The following is a 17,050-nucleotide window of genomic DNA, read 5'->3' as shown; positions in this document are numbered from 1 at the left end:
CCCGCTGTCATGCCCGTATCGCAATACGGGCATGACAGCGGGCCCGCGCGCAGCTACCGTCAAGGGCGTTGTCCCGCGCCGCACCCGGGAGTGCCCCTTGACACCGCAGCCGCAGCCGCAGTCCCAGTCGCAGCCCCAACCGCAGCCGCAGGCGCAGGCGTCGTCGCAGTCGCAGTCGCAGTCGCCGCAGACGAAGAACGAGCAGCGCACCGGTCTCATCTACGGCTTCGCCGCCTACGGCATGTGGGGGCTCGTACCGCTGTACTGGCCGCTGCTCAAGCCCGCCTCGGCGGTCGAGATCCTCGCCCACCGCATGGTGTGGTCGCTGGCCTTCGTCGGGCTGATCCTGCTCCTCATGCGGCGCTGGGCGTGGATACGCGAGCTGCGGCGGCAGCCGAAGCGGCTCGCGCTGGTCGCGGTCGCGGCCGTCGTCATCTCCCTCAACTGGGGCTTCTACATCTGGAGCGTCAACTCGGGGCAGGTCGTCGAGGCTTCGCTCGGTTACTTCATCAACCCGCTGGTCACCATCCTCTTCGGCGTCCTGCTCCTGAAGGAGCGGATGCGCCCCGCCCAGTGGGCCGCGGTCGGGATCGGCGCGGCCGCCGTCGTCGTCCTGACCGTCGGGTACGGGCGCCTCCCGTGGATCGCGCTCGTCCTCGCCTTCTCCTTCGCGACGTACGGCCTGGTGAAGAAGAAGATCGGGCTCGGCGGGATCGAGTCCCTGGCGGCGGAGACCGCCGTACAGTTCCTGCCCGCCCTGGGCTTCCTGCTGTTGCTGGGCTCGCGCGGCGACTCGACCTTCGGCGGCGAGGGCGCCGGGCACGCCGTGCTGCTGGCCTCCTGCGGCCTGGTCACCGCCGTACCGCTGGTGTGCTTCGGGGCGGCCGCCATCCGTATCCCGCTCAGCACGATCGGCCTGCTGCAGTACCTGGCCCCGGCGTTCCAGTTCCTGCTGGGCGTCACCTACTTCCACGAGGAGATGCCGCCCGAGCGGTGGGCGGGGTTCGCGCTGGTCTGGCTCGCGCTCACCCTGCTGACGTGGGACGCGCTGCGGACGGCCCGGCGCGGGCGGGCGGCTGTGCGGGCGGCGGCCGAGGCCGCCGCCGTTTCGTCACCGGCCGGCGCCGCGGTCGGCCCCGGCCGCCCGGCCGCGGTGGCGACCCCGCCGGAGTAGCCGGGACCGCAGGGGCCTTGCCGGGGCCGAGGCCTCTGGGGACGGGCCGTACCGGGTCGGCATACCCGGAAACCGATATCCGGGCATCCCTGTCCGAATTCTGCCCTTGACGTCACGTCAGGTCCGCCGGAGCATCATGTTCGCGTCAATGACACTGACGCGTCACGTTCGTTCGTCAGGTTCAGCGCCCTGCGGTCGCCCAAGCCGCAGGGCTTCCCTGTTCGTTCCGTCCTGACCCCGTACGGAATCCGGAGCCCCCACCGTGTCGTCATCCACCCCCCACATACCGCGCCCCGTCCGGCGCCCCGCCCGAAGTTCATGGATCCGCAGGACCGCCGTCGCGGCAGTCGCGGCAGCGGCTGCCGCCGGTCTCGTCGTCGCCGCCCCGGGCGCGACCGCCGCCCCTCCCGCTCCCGCTCCCCCTGCCGCCGCGCCGGACATCCCGGTCGCCAGCGTCAAGGCGCATCTCTCCGAGCTGCAGTCGATCGCCGATGCCAACAGCGGCAACCGCGCCCACGGCCGTCCCGGCTACAAGGCCTCCATCGACTACGTGAAGGGCAAACTGGACGCCGCCGGATTCACCACCACCGTCCAGGAGTTCACGTCCAGCGGCAGGACCGGCTACAACCTCATCGCGGACTGGCCGGGCGGCGATCCCGACCAGGTCGTCTTCGCCGGAGCCCACCTCGACTCCGTCACCGAGGGCCCCGGGATCAACGACAACGGCTCCGGCTCGGCCGGCGTACTGGAGACCGCGCTCGCCGTGTCCCGCGCCAACCTCAAACCCGCCAAGCACCTGCGGTTCGGCTGGTGGGGCGCGGAGGAGCTCGGCCTGGTGGGCTCGGAGCACTACGTCGACAACCTCCCGTCCGCCGAGCGGTCGAAGATCTCCGGCTACCTCAACTTCGACATGATCGGCTCGCCGAACCCGGGCTATTTCGTCTACGACGACGACCCGCAGCTCGAGTCGGTCTTCAAGGACTGGTTCGAGGGCAAGGGCGTCCCCACGGAGATCGAGACGGAGGGCGACGGCCGCTCCGACCACGCGTCCTTCAAGGACGCGGGCATCGCGGTCGGCGGACTCTTCACCGGCGCGAGCAGCAGGAAGAGCGCGGCCCAGGCCCAGAAGTGGGGCGGTACGGCGGGGCAGGCCTTCGACCGCTGCTACCACTCCTCCTGCGACACCTCGTCGAACATCGACGACACGGCCCTCGACCGCAACAGCGACGCCATCGCGCACGCGATCTGGACGCTGTCCGGTGCCTCGAGGGCCGGCAACTCCGCTGCCGCACACAAGGCGGGCGCCGGCAGCGGGCAGTAGCTGCCGCCCCGGCCCGGCGCCCTGGGCGAAGGCCCCGCGACATGACGCCGCGGGGCCTTCGCACGCCGCTCACGCCGTGATGTCGCGGGCGGTGAAGCGCGCCCAGGCCGCGGAGCCGAACACCGCCGCGTACAGGCCCTGGAGGCCCAGGTTCCGTACCAGTTCCTCCCAGTAGACCGGGTCGCGCAGTATGTCCGCGAAGCTCAGCCAGTAGTGCGGGAAGAGATACGGGTGGACGGCGTGCAACTGAGGGATGGTGTCGAGGATCTGCACGGTGATCAGCAGCCCGACGGTCGTCGCCATCGCCGCGATCCCGCTGTTGGTGAGGGTGGAGACGAAGAGGCCGAGCGCCGCGATCCCGGTCAGCGAGGCGGCCACCGCGGCCGCGACCCCCACGGCCCGTACCAGGCCCTCCGCGAACGTCACCGTCGTACCGGAGATCAGCGTGACGTCCCCGAGCGGGAAGAGCAGCGCGCCGGCGGCCAGCGCCGAGGCGGCCACGACGAGGGTCGCGACGAGACAGAAGACAAGCGTGGCCGCGTACTTGGCGCACAGCAGACGGGTACGGCCCGCGGGCGCGACGAGGAGATAGCGCAGCGTCCCGGCGTTCGCCTCGCCCGCGATCGCGTCGCCCGCGATCACCCCGACGGCCATCGGAAGGAAGAAGGGCAGGGTCGCGGCGAGCGAGGTGAAGACCAGGAAGAGGCCGTTGTTGGTGATCTGGGCGATGAAGGCCGGGCCACCGCCGTCGCCCCCGCCCGCCGTGCCGCCGTCGCTCGTCTCGATCCTCACCGCGACGCCGACGAGTACGGGCACGGCCGCGAGGACCGCGAGCAGCGCGAGCGTCCGCCAGCGGCGGAAGGTGGTGCCCAGCTCACTGCGGAAGAGGCCGAGAGCCCACGTACGGCTCGGGTGGCGGGCCCCGGTTTCCTCGGCCCGCGCGGCCGCCGCCCCGGCCTCTGCTCCTGCCCCTGCCCTTGCCCCCGTCCTTGCCTCTGTCCTTGCCTCTGTCCTTGCCCCTGCCCGCGTCTCAGCCTGCGACATCGAAGCCCTCCCCGGTCAGGGCGACGAACGCGTCCTCGAGCGAGGCCCGTTCGGCGCCGAAGGCACGGACGCGCACGTCGGCCCGTACGAGCGCGGCGTTGAGGTCCGCGAGGTCGGGGGCCTCGGCGGCGGAGGGGGCAGGGGCGGCGGGGGCGGACAGGGCGGGAAGTTCGCCCGTCACGCGGTCGCCGGTGACGACGAGGTCCGTCACGCCGTGCTCCTTGAGCACCCGTACGGCGACGGCCGCGTCCGGCGTCGTGACGGCCACCCTGCCGCGCGCACCCGCGGACAGCTCGGCGACCGGACCCTGCGCGATGAGTCGGCCCTGTGCCATCACCGCCGCGTGCGTGCACACCTGCTCGATCTCGTCCAGCAGGTGAGAGGAGAGGAAGACGGTCGTGCCGTCGGCGGCCAGCTCGCGCACCAGGGCCCGGATCTCCCGCATGCCCTGCGGGTCGAGGCCGTTGGTCGGCTCGTCGAGTACGAGCAGCCGGCGCGGATGGAGCAGGGCCGCGGCCAGGCCGAGACGCTGCTTCATGCCCAGCGAGTACGCCCGGGCCTTCTTGGGCCCGGCGGCGGCGAGGCCGACCCGTTCGAGGGCTGCCGCGACGCGGGCGGAGCGGGTACGGGGGTCGGCGGTCGGGTCGGCGGAGTCGTAGCGGACGAGGTTGGCACGGCCGGAGAGGAAGCCGTAGAGGGCCGGGCCCTCGATGAGCGCCCCGACGTGGGGCAACACGTCGCGCGCGGCGCGCGGCATGGGGCGGCCGAGGACGCGGACGCTGCCGGAGGTGGGGGCCATCAGGCCCATGAGCATGCGGATGGTCGTGGTCTTGCCGGAGCCGTTGGGCCCCAGGAAACCGAAGACGCTGCCGCGCGGCACGGCGAGATCGAGCGCATTGACGGCGAGCTGCCCGCCCCGGAACCGCTTGGTGAGCCCGCGCGCCACGATGACAGCCTCGTCGTCCGCGGCGGGCGCCGCGTCCGAGGCCGCCCGCCGGGCGCCGGGTACGGCGGGCGGAGCCGACGGCAAAACCGCGCCCGGACCGCGCGCGACCGGCTCAGCCCCGGCCCGCGGTGAAGGCCCCTCGGACCCCGCCGTCGACGGCCCGGGCTCGCCCGCGCCGAACGCGCCCCGCGCCGCGCGCCCCTGCCGCGCGGACCCTCCTGGCTCGGCCTCTTCGGTCGACGATCGCTCCATCGCTCTCCCCGTTGTCGAGCGCACTTCCGGACGGACGGCCAAGGCGGCCGTCCGGCCCCATCTTGCCCCCAGGCCCTTCCCGAAGCGCCCGGCCGCCACGCCTCCGGACGACGGCCGAATTCCCGGCCCGAGGACCACGGGCGTGCGGCCGCGCACAACGCGGCTTCGCACCCGCATCGTTCTCCGGGCTTCGAGCGGGCCACTGACGTCGGTAACACGGCAGCGGCCGCCTGAGACGCGGCGGAGGTCCAGGCATATCCGCTGAACATGCCGCGAGTTGGGCAGCGAGACGCCGGCTGTCCGCTGCCGCCCTCAGCCGCCGATGCCCCACCGCGCAGCGCACAGTGGGGCATCGGCAGCCCGGGGGGCTACTTGGCCTGGTTGGCGGCCTTTACCAGGGCCGACTTGTCGACGGCGCCGACGTAGACCGCGCCGTCGTCGGTCATCAGGGCGTTGATCAGGCGAGTGCTGTAGACCGTGCCTGAGCCGAACTTGCCGGTGACCTTCTCGCCGAGGCTGTCCATGAACGACCGCGCCTCGGCCGGCATCTCGTCCTTGCCGGACGGCGCGCCCGGGCTGCCCGCGCCGCGCGCCCCCTCCGCGCCCTTGATCCGGACGACGGTCGCCCAGCCCTCGCCGAGGCCGCCGAGCCCGGACAGCTTGTCCAGGCCCCGGGCCGACGGGTCGACCGGGACGGCCACGTCCCGCCCGTTCCTGCGGCTGTGAGCGGAGTCCTTCTGCTCGGTGACGTCGGCGCCCTTCGGCGGCGTGAACTCGAAGGTCTTCGCATCCGGCTTGGCGAAGTCGACCGAGGTGAAGCCCGCGTCGACCACCGGCTTCCCGCCGGACTTCGGCGAGAGCGTGAACTTCAGCGGCACACCGTTCTCGGCATCCACCGCGATACGGATCGACCCGACCGTGGACTCCGACTGCTTCGGCTTGATCAGCAGCTGGTACGCATCGCGCCCGGCGACCCGCGCCGTGCCGTCGACCGTCACGGACGTCGTATCGTCCACGGCCTTCAGCGCCTGCTTCGCGAACTCCTGCGGTGTGGCCTCCTCCAGCGAGCCGCCTGCCTCCGGCCGGCCCACGCCGCCGTCGCGGTCGCCATTCCTGCCGTCCGCGCCCTCCGGAGCGGTCGCGTGGTACGCGGAGTTGGTGGCGGAGTCGTACGCCCACACCTCGTCGCCGTTGTGGATCAGGCTGTACTCGGCCGCGTCGTCGATGATCGAGACGCGCTGCTTCTCAGGCCCGTCCGCGGCCACCCGCAGCGTGTGCGAGCCGGACAGCATGCCCATCAGCTTTGCCTGGGGATCGGCGGCCTCGCCCCCGCCGCCCTTGCCGCCCCGCTCTCCGCCGCCCCCGAGGAAGCCGCCCGCGCCGCCGCCCGATTCGGCACCCGGCAGCGACGGGAGGCCGAGGTCCGTCTCGACCTTGACAGTGCCCGACAGCTGCTCCGCGTCGGACGCGGCCGCCTTCGCGACGAGCTCCTCGGCCGAGATCTTGGGCAGGTCGGGGTCACCGGAGCCGGCGAACGCGGGGACGAGTCCGATCGTCGCCGCCGCCACTCCCGCCACCGCGACCGGGACGACGTACCGGACCGCCCTGCGACTCGGTGTCACCGCGGCGTCGTCGTCGGGGTCCCATTCGTCGGTGACCGGCGTCGGTCGCTTTCCTGGCATCTGCCCTACCTCCGTGGTCGGCGGCGGTTGATCGCATCGAGCAGGGGCACCGTCGCGCATATTGTCACCCTAGTCCGCCGCGCTTGTGCTACTAATCCCACCAAACCGGCCACGCCGCAGGCGTCAGCCGACGGGATCAACTCCGCGTACGCCTACGGGATGAGACGCCCCATCCGCCGGGAGGAGGGGATACCGCAGGAGGTGCAGCGCCCCCCTAGGTATGCGGCGCATCGTTCCCCTGTCCCGCCCTCCCCCAGCTACCGCTGGGAGGTCCCCCATCCCGAGACTGGGGATCCACCCCAGACCCCGGGGTCCAGGGGCGCTGCGTCCGATGGCGGCTGCGCCGTGCAGGCAGGTGCAGGCAAATGCAGGCAGGTCAACAGGAGATGCGGGAACCAGGTGCCGCGGCAGAGCAGCGGCCTGAGGGGGCGTCAGCCTGCGCGGTGCACCACCGCGTCGCAGAGCGCCTCGAGCGCGGCCTTCGCCGGGCACGCGGGCAGCGGCGCCAGCGTCGCGCGCGCCTCCTCCGCGTAGCGGACGGTGTCGCGGCGGGCCTGCTCGAGCGCCGGGTGGACCCGCAGCCTGCGCAGCGCCTCGGCGTGGAGCGCGTCGTCCGTGAGGTCGCCGTCGAGCAGCTCGCACAGCTCCAGGTCCGCGGGCTCCGCGGCCTCGCCGCCAGCCGCCACCCGGGCCCGCAGGTGCAGCACGGGCAGGGTCGGGACACCCTCGCGCAGATCCGTGCCGGGCGTCTTGCCCGACTCGTGGCTGTCGCTCGCGATGTCCAGTACGTCGTCCGCGAGCTGGAAGGCGACGCCGAGCCGCTCGCCGTACTGGGTCAGGATGTCCACGACGCTCTCGTCGGCGCCGGACATCATCGTGCCGAAGCGCCCCGATACGGCGATGAGCGAGCCCGTCTTGCCCGCGATGACATCGAGGTAGTGGCTGACGGGGTCGCGGCCGTCGCGCGGACCCGCGGTCTCCAGGATCTGGCCGGTGACCAGCCGCTCGAACGCCTCGGCCTGGATGCGGACGGCCTCGGGGCCGAGGTCGGCCAGGATGTGCGAGGCGCGGGCGAAGAGGAAGTCGCCGGTGAGCACCGCGACCGAATTGTCCCAGTTCGCATTGGCGCTGGGCACTCCGCGCCGCACGTCCGCCTCGTCCATCACGTCGTCGTGGTAGAGCGTCGCGAGGTGCGTCAGCTCGACGACGACGGCGGACGGCACGACCCCCGGCGCATGCGGGTCGCCGAACTGCGCCGCCAGCATCACCAGCAGCGGGCGGAACCGCTTGCCCCCGGCCTTGACGAGGTGCTGCGCCGCCTCCGTGATGAACGGCACATCGCTCTTGGTGGCCTCCAGCAGGCCCTCTTCGACAGCCGCCAACGCGGCCTGGACATCGGCTTCCAGAGCCTGGTCCCGCACGCTCAGCCCAAATGGCCCGACGACGATCACGAGGGGATCTCCTGTCTGCGGACGACTACGCGGAATGTCGATGTGTCGCTGTCACCACTGGCAGCGTATCCGGTCGCCTGTGGATCACAGCGGGCGGCCGCCCGTCCAGCCGAGGGGCGGCGGACGGGGAACCGGCCGGGAGGCGACCGGAAGCCGAGCGGGAGGCTGGAAGATCCGCCGCGAGCCCCGGTACGAACAGGTGCTCCAGCGGAACCACCCGTTTCCCGGCTCGGCCATCCGGCCCAGTGCCCGGGGCGGCCCGGCGGTCCCGCACCGCCACCGGACGAACCGGCCGCTGCTTCGCAATTTCCCCTTCCAGCGCTGCTTTTCCCGGCATTTACCGTGCATTGGTGATTCCTTGCCTATCGGCCCGAGGCGCGCCCACCAGGCCTTAACCTGTGGGCCCGGCCCCACGGCGGACAGGAAGGCGAGGCAGCGATCCATGCCCGAGCAGCGCAAGCGGAGCCCGCTCGATCTCCCCGAAGGCGACGCCTTCGGCCTGCACAACCTCCCGTACGGCGTCTTCAGCACGGCGGACGAGCCCGGCAACCGCCGCATCGGCGTGCGCTACGGCGACCACGTGCTGGACGTCCATACGGCGGCGACCGCGCTGGGCTCCCCGCACTCCGACCTGCTCGCCCACCCCACCCTCAACGCCCTGATGGCCGCGGGCCGTCCCATCTGGCAGTCCGTACGAGCCGACATCCGCACCTGGCTCGGCTACCCGGCGATCGAGCCCTTCCTGCACCCGCTCACCGACGTCACCCTGCACCTCCCCTTCGAGGTCGCGGACTATGTCGACTTCTACGCCAGCGAGCACCACGCCACCAACGTCGGCCGGATCTTCCGGCCCGACGGCGAGCCGCTCACCCCCAACTGGAAGCACCTGCCCATCGGCTACCACGGCCGGGCGGGCACGGTCGTCGTCTCCGGCACCCCGGTCGTACGGCCCAGCGGGCAGCGCAAGGCGCCCGCCGACCCCGCGCCCGTCTTCGGGCCCTCGCAGCGCCTCGACATCGAAGCGGAGGTCGGCTTCGTCGTCGGCACGCCGTCGGCGCTCGGCGAGCCGGTTCCGCAGTCCGCGTTCCGCGACCACGTCTTCGGGGTCTGCCTGCTCAACGACTGGTCGGCGCGGGATATCCAGGCCTGGGAGTACGTGCCGCTGGGACCGTTCCTCGGGAAGTCCTTCGCCACGTCGGTGTCGGCGTGGGTGACCCCGCTCGAGGCGCTGGACACGGCCCGTACGGCGCCGCCGGCCCGCGACCACGAGCTGCTCCCGTACCTGGACGAATCCGGCCTGGAGCCCGGCGGTCTCGACATCCGGATCACGGTCTCGATCAACGGGTACCCGGTCTCGGAGCCGCCCTTTTCCACGATGTACTGGACGGCGGCCCAGCAGCTGGCCCATATGACGGTGAACGGCGCCTCGCTGCGCACGGGCGACCTTTTCGCCTCCGGCACGGTGAGCGGGCCGCGCGCCGAGGAGCGCGGCTGCCTGCTGGAGCTCACGTGGGCGGGGCGGGATCCGGTGGAGCTGCCGGACGGCAAGCGGACGTTCCTGGAGGACGGCGACGAGGTGACCCTCACGGCCTGGGCCCCGGGCCCCGGCGGCGCCCCCACCGGCCTCGGCGAGGTCACGGGCCGAATCCTCCCCGCGACAGGCTGACGGCCCCCGCGCCTGAGGCGTGTGGCTACTCGCCGAAGCGGCGGCGATAGTTTCCCGCCGCAACGGCGAGAGCTCTCGGCGGTGCCGAGCCGGTGCTCGCCCACACAGGAGAACCGGGCGCCCATCGCAGAGGGGAAGGGTGGGTGGGAAGTGGGCCCGGCGCGGAGCGCCGGGGCTGGGCTCGGGCCGGTGGCAGATCTTGCGCCGCGGGAGGCGAAAACCCCAGGTCGTAGACACCGCCGCCTGCTCCGCGCCGAGCAGCTCGTCGAGCGCTGCCCCGGTGTCGGGACGGTCGTCGTCGCCGAGAAGTACCCGCACGGCCTGGATCGGCTGATGGCCTCGCCGAGGATGAGCCCGAACTCCCGGATCTGCGGCCGTACTTGGCGGACGCCGACCCGGCGGTGCGTGCGGCGGCCGTCGCCACGCTGACCGAGACCGCGCCGCCCGGCACGGGCCCGGCTCTCGCGGCCACCCTCGCGGACGTCGCCGCCGTCCGCGCGGCCGCGGCCGCGTCGCTGCCCGAGCTGGTCGAGGTCCTGCCGCCGGAGCCCGAACTGCGCGAACCGCTGGTCGCCGCCCTCGGCGTGGCGGACCCGCGGGTCCGGGCCGCGGCCCTGGACGTGCTGCGCGCCCTGCGCCTCGGCAGCGCCGACCTCTTCGCGCGCACGCCACCGACCCCGACATCGAGGTACGGATCGAAACCGTCCGCGCACTGGTGTCGGTGGACGCGATCGACGCCCTCGCCGGGGCCGCCGCCGACACCTCCCGCGAGGTCCGCGTGGCCGCGGCCAAGGGCCTCGGCAGCACCGCCGCCCGGCCGCACCACCTGCACACCCTGGTCAGGGACCAGGACCCCCTCGTCCGCGCCGCCGCCCTCGAGGCCCTCGCCGCCACCGGCTGCCCGACCCGTACGGCGCCACCGCGCTCGAAGCGCTGGCCGACCTGCCTGGCAGGTCCGGGCGGGCGCCGCCACCGCCCTGTCCGCCGCACCACCCGGTATCGCGATCCCCGCCCTGGCCAAGACCCTCGCCGACGTCAACGCCGACATCCGAAAGGCGGCCGTCCTCGCCCTCCTCCGCCACACCGGCCACGATGACGCCCGCGCCGCCCTGGCCACGGCAGCCACCGACCCCGATGCGGACGTACGGGCCTACGCGTCCCGGGGGGCGTGACGAGTGGGGCGCGCCGTAAGGAGGCCGCGCCCCGTCAGCGCTCGCCGATCTGCTCCAGGACCTGCCGGGGGCGGTTGGTGATCAGTGACTCGACGCCGAGGGCAAGGCACAGCTCCACGTCCTCCGGCTCGTCCACCGTCCACACATGCACCTGATGTCCCGCTGCCCGCAGCCGGGGCACCAGGTCGGGGCGGGCGCGTACGAGGTCGATGCCGGGGCCCGCGATGCGGACGCCGGGCGGGAGGGCCGTGGCCAGGCCGGGCAGCGGCGAGCGCTCCGACAGCAGCACGCGGGGCAGCTCGGGCGCGAGGGCTCCCAGTCTGCGCAGGGCGAGCCGCGAGAAGCTCATCAGCCGCACGCGCGGGGGTTCGCCCGGCTTGGGCCGGTGGAGTCCGAACAGCCGGAGCTGCCGGACGAGTTCGTGCTCGACCCGGCCCGCCCACCGCGTGGGGTGCTTGGTCTCGACGGCGAGCCCGACCGGCCGGGGCGCCGAGGTCGCCAGGGCCAGCAGCTCGTCGAAGGCGAGCACCCGCGCGGGCTCGGCGCCGCCGCCCTTCCAGGAGCCGAAGTCGAGCCGGTCCAGCTCGTCGAGGGTCATCGCGGAGACGGCTCCGCGCCCATCGGACGTACGGTCCACCCGGCGGTCGTGGACGCACACCAGACGCGCGTCCCGGGTCAGCCGCACATCGCACTCCAGCGCGTCGGCGCCGTCCTCGATGGCCTGCTCGTACGCGGCGAGCGTGTGCTCGGGGTGATCGTGGGAGGCGCCGCGGTGGGCGACGACCTGAGTGACCCGGCCGGTGGGGACAGCCGGGGCGCCGTACTGGCGCTGGGTCTGTGGAAAGCTCACGCAAGGAACCTTGACATCCGGCGGTAAACGGACAGCCAACGACCCGTAGTGCGGAGAAATGTCCTTAATGACACCTCGCCGTAATGACACCTCGCCGCCATGACACCCCGCCGCACTCACGCCGCGCCGGATCGCGCACCATCGCCGTCACCGCGGGGCACCGCGAGGTGAACCGCATGCGTCAGCGGCCGCGTTGGAGCCGTACGACGGCGGTGCCCCCGGAGCCGGTCCGGCTCCGGGGCACCGCCGGCGTCCGGGCACCCTACGAGAGGCGCACCGCTATCTCACGAAAACCCCTGCCTGACCTGCCAGGTCCAGGAAGTACTGCGGCGCGACGCCGAGCGCGATCGTGACCGCGACGCCGATGCCGATCGCCGTGATCGTCAGCGGGCTCGGCACGGCCACCGTCGGGCCCTCCGGCTTCGGCTCGCTGAAGAACATCAGCACGATCACCCGGATGTAGAAGAACGCGGCGATCGCCGACGAGATCACACCCACGATCACCAACGCGCCCGCGCCGCCCTCCGCCGCTGCCTTGAAGACGGCGAACTTGCCGGAGAAGCCCGAGGTCAGCGGGATGCCCGCGAAGGCCAACAGGAAGATCGCGAAGACCGCGGCGACCAGCGGCGAGCGCCGCCCCAGGCCCGCCCACTTGGACAGGTGCGTGGCCTCGCCGCCCGCGTCGCGCACCAGCGTGACGACGGCGAAGGCGCCGAGGGTCACGAACGAGTAGGCGGCCAGGTAGAAGAGCACCGACGAAACGCCGTCGGGGGTGGCCGCGATGACACCGGCGAGGATGAAGCCCGCGTGCGCGATCGAGGAGTACGCCAGCAGTCGCTTCACATCGGTCTGGGTGATGGCCACGATCGCGCCGACCAGCATGGTGATGATCGCGACGCCCCACATGACCGGCCGCCAGTCCCAGCGCATGCCCGGCAGCACCACGTACAGCAGCCGCAGCAGCGCGCCGAAGGCCGCGACCTTGGTGGCCGCCGCCATGAAGCCGGTGACCGGGGTGGGAGCGCCCTGGTAGACGTCCGGCGTCCACATGTGGAACGGCACCGCGCCGACCTTGAAGAGCAGACCCATCAGCACCATCGCGCCGCCGATCAGCAGCAGCGCGTCATTGCCCATGGTCCCGGCCAGGGCCGGGGTGATGTCCCGTACGGTGCCGTCCACGACGTCGGCGATACCGGCGTACGTGACCGTGCCCGCGTAGCCGTACAGCAGCGCGATGCCGAACAGCAGGAAGGCGGACGAGAAGGCGCCGAGCAGGAAGTACTTGACGGCCGACTCCTGCGAGAGCAGCCGCTGGCGGCGGGCCAGCGCGCACAGCACGTACAGCGGGAGGGAGAAGACCTCGAGGGCGACGAAGAGGGTCAGCAGGTCGTTGGCCGCAGGGAAGATCAGCAGGCCGCCGACCGCGAAGAGCAGGATCGGGAAGACCTCGGTCGTGGTGAACCCCGCCTTGACCGCGGCCTGTTCAGCCGGTCCGCCCGGCACGGCGCCCGCCTGCGCGGCGAAGGAGTCGACGCGCTTGCCGTGCGCCTGCGGGTCGAGCCGCCGCTCGGCGAAGGTGAAGACGGCGACCAGCGAGACCAGCAGGATCGTGCCCTGGAGGAAGAGCGCAGGGCCGTCGACCGCGACGGCGCCCATCGCGGCGATCCGCGACTTGCTGCCCGCGTAGCCGCCGGCGGCCAGCCCGATGACCGCCGCGAAGGCGGCGGCGAGGCCGACCAGCGACAGCAGCAGCTGCGCATGGTAGCGGCTGCGGCGCGGCAGGAAGGCCTCGACGAGAATGGCGAGGACTGCGGCGCCCAGCACGATCAGCGTCGGGGCCAGCTGCCCGTACTCGATCTTCGGGCCCGGGATCTTGTCGGGGGCCTGGGCCGCTGTCGTCCACAGGCTGTGGACAACGCTTGCGTCTGCCACGGCGATCACTTCGCGGCCTCCAGGTCTCGTACCGGAACATCGGGCTTGGGATCACGCTCGTCCACGACCGACAGCGTGTGGTCGACCGCCGGGTTCACGATGTCCGCGACCGGCTTCGGGTAGACGCCCAGGAAGATCAGCAGGGCGATCAGCGGGGCGACGACCACCAGCTCGCGGACCTTGAGGTCGGGCATCTGCCGGACCGCCGCCTTGACCGGCCCGGTCATCGTGCGCTGATAGAGCACCAGCACGTAGAGCGCGGCCAGCACGATGCCGAAGGTCGCGATGACGCCGAGCGCCGGATAACGGCTGAACGTGCCGACCAGGACCAGGAATTCGCTGATGAAGGGCGCGAGCCCGGGCAGCGAGAGGGTGGCCAGACCGCCGATCAGGAAGGTGCCCGCGAGAATCGGCGCCACCTTCTGCACGCCGCCGTAGTCGGCGATCAGGCGCGAGCCGCGGCGCGAGATCAGGAAGCCGGCGACCAGCATCAGCGCCGCGGTGGAGATCCCGTGGTTGACCATGTAGAGCGTCGCGCCACCCTGGCCCTGGCTGGTCATCGCGAAGATGCCCAGGATGATGAAGCCGAAGTGGGAGATCGAGGCGTACGCGATCAGCCGCTTGATGTCCCGCTGGCCGATCGCCACCAGCGCGCCGTAGACAATGCTCACCAGCGCGAGCACGAGGATCGCGGGCGTCGCCCACTTCGACGCCTCCGGGAAGAGCTGGAGGCAGAAGCGGAGCATCGCGAAGGTGCCGACCTTGTCGACGACCGCCGTGATCAGGACGGCGACGGGCGCGGTCGACTCCCCCATCGCGTTCGGCAGCCAGGTGTGCAGCGGCCAGAGCGGGGCCTTGACGGCGAAGGCGAAGAAGAAGCCCAGGAACAGGGCCCGTTCGGTGACCGTCGCCATGGAGAGGTCGCCGTCCGCCCGCGCCTGGACGATCTCCTGGAGGGAGAAGGTGCCCTGCCCGAGGTCGTCGGCGGTGACGGCGAACAGCCCGATGACGGCGGCCAGCATGATCAGGCCGCCGGCCAGGTTGTAGAGCAGGAACTTCACGGCCGCGTAACTGCGCTGCTTGCTCGCCTCGTCCTCGCCGTGCGCGCCCGCCCGGTCCCCGAAGCCCCCGATGAGGAAGTACATCGGGATCAGCATGGCTTCGAAGAAGATGTAGAAGAGGAAGACGTCGGTGGCCTCGAAGGAGAGGATCACCATCGCCTCGACCATCAGGATCAGCGCGAAGAAGCCCTGGGTGGGCCGCCAGCGCGACGACTTGCCCGCGGCGGAGCCGCTATCGGACTCAGCGAGGGGGTCGGCGTCGTGCCAGCCCGCCAGGATGATGAAGGGGATGAGGACGGCGGTGAGCGCGATCAGCGCGACCGCGATGCCGTCCACGCCCAGCTCGTACCGCACCCCGAAGTCCTCGATCCAGGCGTGGGATTCGGTGAGCTGGTAGCCCGCACCGCCCGGCTCGAACCGTACGAGCACGACCGCCGCCAGGACGAGCGTGGCGAGCGAGAAGCCCAGCGCCAGCCACTTGGCGGTGCCGCGCTTCGCGGCGGGCACGGCGGCGGTCGCGATCGCGCCCAGCGCGGGCACCGCGGCCGTGACCGTCAGCAGAGGAAATGACATCTCAGACCGCCCTCATCAGCAGGGTCGCGGCGATCAGGACCGCCGCACCGCCGAACATCGACACCGCGTAGGAGCGGGCGAAGCCGTTCTGCACCTTGCGCATCCGGCCCGACAGACCGCCGACCGAGGCCGCCGTACCGTTGACCACCCCGTCGACGACGCTGTGGTCGAGATAGACCAGACCGCGGGTCAGATACTCGCCGGGCTTGAGCAGCACCACGTGGTTGAAGTCGTCCTGCAGCAGGTCGCGGCGGGCTGCCCGGGTGAGCAGCGACCCGCGCGGCGCGGTGACGGGAACCGGCCTGCGCCCGTACTGCGCCCAGGCCAGCGCCACGCCGACGAGCAGGACGACGACCGTCGCGGTGGTGACGGTGGCGGCGCTCACCGGGGAGTGGCCGTGATCGAAGCTGGTGACCGGCTCCAGCCACTTCACGAACGCCTCGTTGATGCTGAACAGGCCGCCCGCGAAGACGGATCCGACAGCGAGGACGATCATGGGGATGGTCATCGACCTCGGCGACTCGTGGGGGTGCGGCTCGTTGCCCTGCTCGTCGGGCTGCCAGCGCTTTTCGCCGAAGAAGGTCAGCAGCATGACCCGGGTCATGTAGTACGCGGTGATGGCCGCGCCCAGCAGAGCCGCGCCCCCCAGGATCCACCCTTCCGTACCGCCCTTGGCGAAGGCCGCCTCGATGATCTTGTCCTTGGAGAAGAAGCCGGACAGACCCGGGAAGCCGATGATCGCCAGATAGCCGAGCCCGAAGGTGACGAAGGTGATCGGCATGTACGACCGCAGGCCGCCGTACTTCCGCATGTCGACCTCGTCGTTCATGCCGTGCATGACCGAGCCCGCGCCGAGGAAGAGCCCGGCCTTGAAGAAGCCGTGGGTGATCAGGTGCATGATCGCGAAGGCGTAGCCGATCGGGCCGAGGCCCGCGGCCAGCATCATGTAGCCGATCTGGGACATCGTCGAAGCGGCGAGCGCCTTCTTGATGTCGTCCTTCGCGCAGCCGACGATCGCACCGAAGAGGAGCGTGACCGCGCCGACGGCCACCACCGCGACCTGCGCGTCCGGCGCCGCGTTGAAGATCGCCCCGGACCGGGTGATCAGGTAGACGCCCGCGGTCACCATCGTCGCCGCGTGGATCAGGGCCGAGACCGGGGTCGGGCCCTCCATCGCGTCACCGAGCCAGGACTGCAGCGGCACTTGGGCCGACTTGCCGCACGCGCCGAGCAGTATCATCAGCCCGATCGCGGTGAGCGTGCCCTCGCCGACCGGCGCGCCAGCGCCTGATGTCGCAGCGCCGACGGAGGCCAGCACCGGCTCGAAGGCGAAGGTCCCGAAGGTCACGAACATGATCATGATGGCGATGGACAGGCCCATGTCGCCGACGCGGTTGACGATGAACGCTTTCTTCGCCGCCGTCGCCGCGCTCGGCTTGTGCTGCCAGAAGCCGATGAGCAGGTACGAGGCCAGGCCGACGCCCTCCCACCCGACGTACAGCAGCAGGTAGTTGTCCGCGAGGACCAGCAGCAGCATCGCCGCCAGGAAGAGGTTGAGGTAGCCGAAGAAGCGGCGGCGGCGCTCGTCGTGCTCCATGTAGCCGATCGAGTAGAAGTGGATCAGCGAGCCCACTCCGGTGATCAGCAGCACGAAGGTCATCGACAGCTGGTCGAGCTGGAAGGCCACGTCCGCCTGGAAGCCGCCGACCGGGATCCAGCTGAACAGGTGCTCCCGCAGGGTGCGTTCCTCGCCGCCCAGCGCCAGCATGTGGAAGAAGAGCACCGCGCCGAAGACGAAGGACAGCGACGCGAGGCCGCAGGCGATCCAGTGGCCCGTACGGTCGAGCCGCCGGCCGCCGCACAGCAGTACGGCCGCGCCAAGCAGCGGGGCCGCGATGAGCAGTCCGATGAGGTTCTCCACTGTTT

At 71.9% G+C, this 17,050-nt stretch carries 13 protein-coding genes and 1 pseudogene; 6 read left to right on the top strand and 8 right to left on the bottom strand.

The features are described from left to right. Window positions 1-241 precede the first annotated feature (241 nt). Together rarD and ACTWP8_RS31260 are read left to right on the top strand one after the other, a co-directional pair. Window positions 242-1,174, top strand: coding sequence for an EamA family transporter RarD (gene rarD, locus ACTWP8_RS31265; protein ID WP_443325451.1), 933 nt, complete (start codon window positions 242-244; stop codon window positions 1,172-1,174). A 262-nt stretch (window positions 1,175-1,436) separates the two neighbouring features. After that, entirely contained in the window at window positions 1,437-2,495 is a 1,059-nt protein-coding gene (locus tag ACTWP8_RS31260) for a M28 family metallopeptidase (protein WP_443325444.1), read from the top strand. A gap of 69 nt (window positions 2,496-2,564) precedes the next feature. Here the strand turns inward: ACTWP8_RS31260 and ACTWP8_RS31255 are convergent, their stop codons facing one another. The 4 genes from ACTWP8_RS31255 to ACTWP8_RS31240 all read right to left on the bottom strand — a co-directional run bounded on the left by ACTWP8_RS31255 (window position 2,565) and on the right by ACTWP8_RS31240 (window position 7,870). Further along, the gene (locus ACTWP8_RS31255) at window positions 2,565-3,539 is read right to left on the bottom strand and encodes an ABC transporter permease (RefSeq protein WP_443325443.1); all 975 of its coding nucleotides are present in this window, start codon (window positions 3,537-3,539) and stop codon (window positions 2,565-2,567) included. Continuing rightward, a complete protein-coding gene (locus tag ACTWP8_RS31250) occupies window positions 3,526-4,737 on the bottom strand; it encodes an ATP-binding cassette domain-containing protein (protein WP_443325442.1) in 1,212 nt (403 codons plus the stop codon). Before ACTWP8_RS31250 ends, ACTWP8_RS31255 begins: the two co-directional genes overlap by 14 nt. Before the next feature lie 368 nt (window positions 4,738-5,105). Next, the gene (locus tag ACTWP8_RS31245) at window positions 5,106-6,419 is read right to left on the bottom strand and encodes a LolA family protein (protein WP_443325441.1); all 1,314 of its coding nucleotides are present in this window, start codon (window positions 6,417-6,419) and stop codon (window positions 5,106-5,108) included. A 431-nt stretch (window positions 6,420-6,850) separates the two neighbouring features. Continuing rightward, the gene (locus ACTWP8_RS31240) at window positions 6,851-7,870 is read right to left on the bottom strand and encodes a polyprenyl synthetase family protein (protein ID WP_443325440.1); all 1,020 of its coding nucleotides are present in this window, start codon (window positions 7,868-7,870) and stop codon (window positions 6,851-6,853) included. Between the two features lie 442 nt (window positions 7,871-8,312). Between ACTWP8_RS31240 and fahA the strand changes: the two genes are divergently transcribed. The 4 genes and pseudogenes from fahA (at window position 8,313) to ACTWP8_RS31220 (ending at window position 10,708) form a co-directional block, all read left to right on the top strand. Beyond that, window positions 8,313-9,536 carry a fumarylacetoacetase gene (fahA, locus tag ACTWP8_RS31235; protein ID WP_443325439.1) on the top strand — a complete coding sequence of 408 codons (1,224 nt, stop codon included), beginning with the start codon at window positions 8,313-8,315 and terminating at the stop codon, window positions 9,534-9,536. A gap of 243 nt (window positions 9,537-9,779) precedes the next feature. After that, window positions 9,780-9,872, top strand: a pseudogene (locus tag ACTWP8_RS31230) (GntR family transcriptional regulator); the annotation flags it as partial. A gap of 379 nt (window positions 9,873-10,251) precedes the next feature. Further along, window positions 10,252-10,632: a HEAT repeat domain-containing protein gene (locus tag ACTWP8_RS31225; RefSeq protein ID WP_443325450.1), complete on the top strand. Its 381-nt coding sequence runs from the start codon at window positions 10,252-10,254 to the stop codon at window positions 10,630-10,632. Next, window positions 10,583-10,708 (top strand): hypothetical protein, encoded by a 126-nt coding sequence (locus tag ACTWP8_RS31220; protein ID WP_443325449.1) that lies wholly within the window; start codon window positions 10,583-10,585, stop codon window positions 10,706-10,708. Before ACTWP8_RS31225 ends, ACTWP8_RS31220 begins: the two co-directional genes overlap by 50 nt. A gap of 34 nt (window positions 10,709-10,742) precedes the next feature. Here ACTWP8_RS31220 and ACTWP8_RS31215 read toward each other — a convergent pair whose 3' ends face one another. From ACTWP8_RS31215 to nuoL, 4 genes are all read right to left on the bottom strand, one after another. Beyond that, window positions 10,743-11,558: a glycerophosphodiester phosphodiesterase gene (locus ACTWP8_RS31215; RefSeq protein WP_443325438.1), complete on the bottom strand. Its 816-nt coding sequence runs from the start codon at window positions 11,556-11,558 to the stop codon at window positions 10,743-10,745. Window positions 11,559-11,837: 279 nt separating this feature from the next. Further along, a complete protein-coding gene (nuoN, locus tag ACTWP8_RS31210) occupies window positions 11,838-13,490 on the bottom strand; it encodes an NADH-quinone oxidoreductase subunit NuoN (protein WP_443325437.1) in 1,653 nt (550 codons plus the stop codon). 5 nt (window positions 13,491-13,495) lie between these two features. Then, complete coding sequence (locus ACTWP8_RS31205; protein WP_443325436.1) at window positions 13,496-15,124, bottom strand: NADH-quinone oxidoreductase subunit M; 1,629 nt, start codon at window positions 15,122-15,124, stop codon at window positions 13,496-13,498. A 1-nt stretch (window position 15,125) separates the two neighbouring features. Continuing rightward, on the bottom strand, window positions 15,126-17,045 hold the full coding sequence (gene nuoL, locus ACTWP8_RS31200) for an NADH-quinone oxidoreductase subunit L (RefSeq protein ID WP_443325435.1): 1,920 nt from the start codon (window positions 17,043-17,045) through the stop codon (window positions 15,126-15,128). Between the last annotated feature and the right edge of the window lie 5 nt (window positions 17,046-17,050).

It is taken from the genome of Streptomyces sp. 7N604, from assembly GCF_052245475.1.
In the GTDB taxonomy this organism is placed as follows: domain Bacteria; phylum Actinomycetota; class Actinomycetes; order Streptomycetales; family Streptomycetaceae; genus Streptomyces.
This window is presented reverse-complemented; position numbering and strand designations above follow the sequence as displayed.

Bases quoted from the DNA above. Each gene is read 5' to 3' on its own strand.
- rarD (WP_443325451.1), top strand. From the start codon at position 242: ATGTGGGGGCTCGTACCGCTGTACTGGCCGCTGCTCAAGCCCGCCTCG.
- ACTWP8_RS31255 (WP_443325443.1), bottom strand. From the start codon at position 3,539: ATGTCGCAGGCTGAGACGCGGGCAGGGGCAAGGACAGAGGCAAGGACA.
- ACTWP8_RS31250 (WP_443325442.1), bottom strand. From the start codon at position 4,737: ATGGAGCGATCGTCGACCGAAGAGGCCGAGCCAGGAGGGTCCGCGCGG.
- ACTWP8_RS31245 (WP_443325441.1), bottom strand. From the start codon at position 6,419: ATGCCAGGAAAGCGACCGACGCCGGTCACCGACGAATGGGACCCCGAC.
- fahA (WP_443325439.1), top strand. From the start codon at position 8,313: ATGCCCGAGCAGCGCAAGCGGAGCCCGCTCGATCTCCCCGAAGGCGAC.
- ACTWP8_RS31205 (WP_443325436.1), bottom strand. From the start codon at position 15,124: ATGTCATTTCCTCTGCTGACGGTCACGGCCGCGGTGCCCGCGCTGGGC.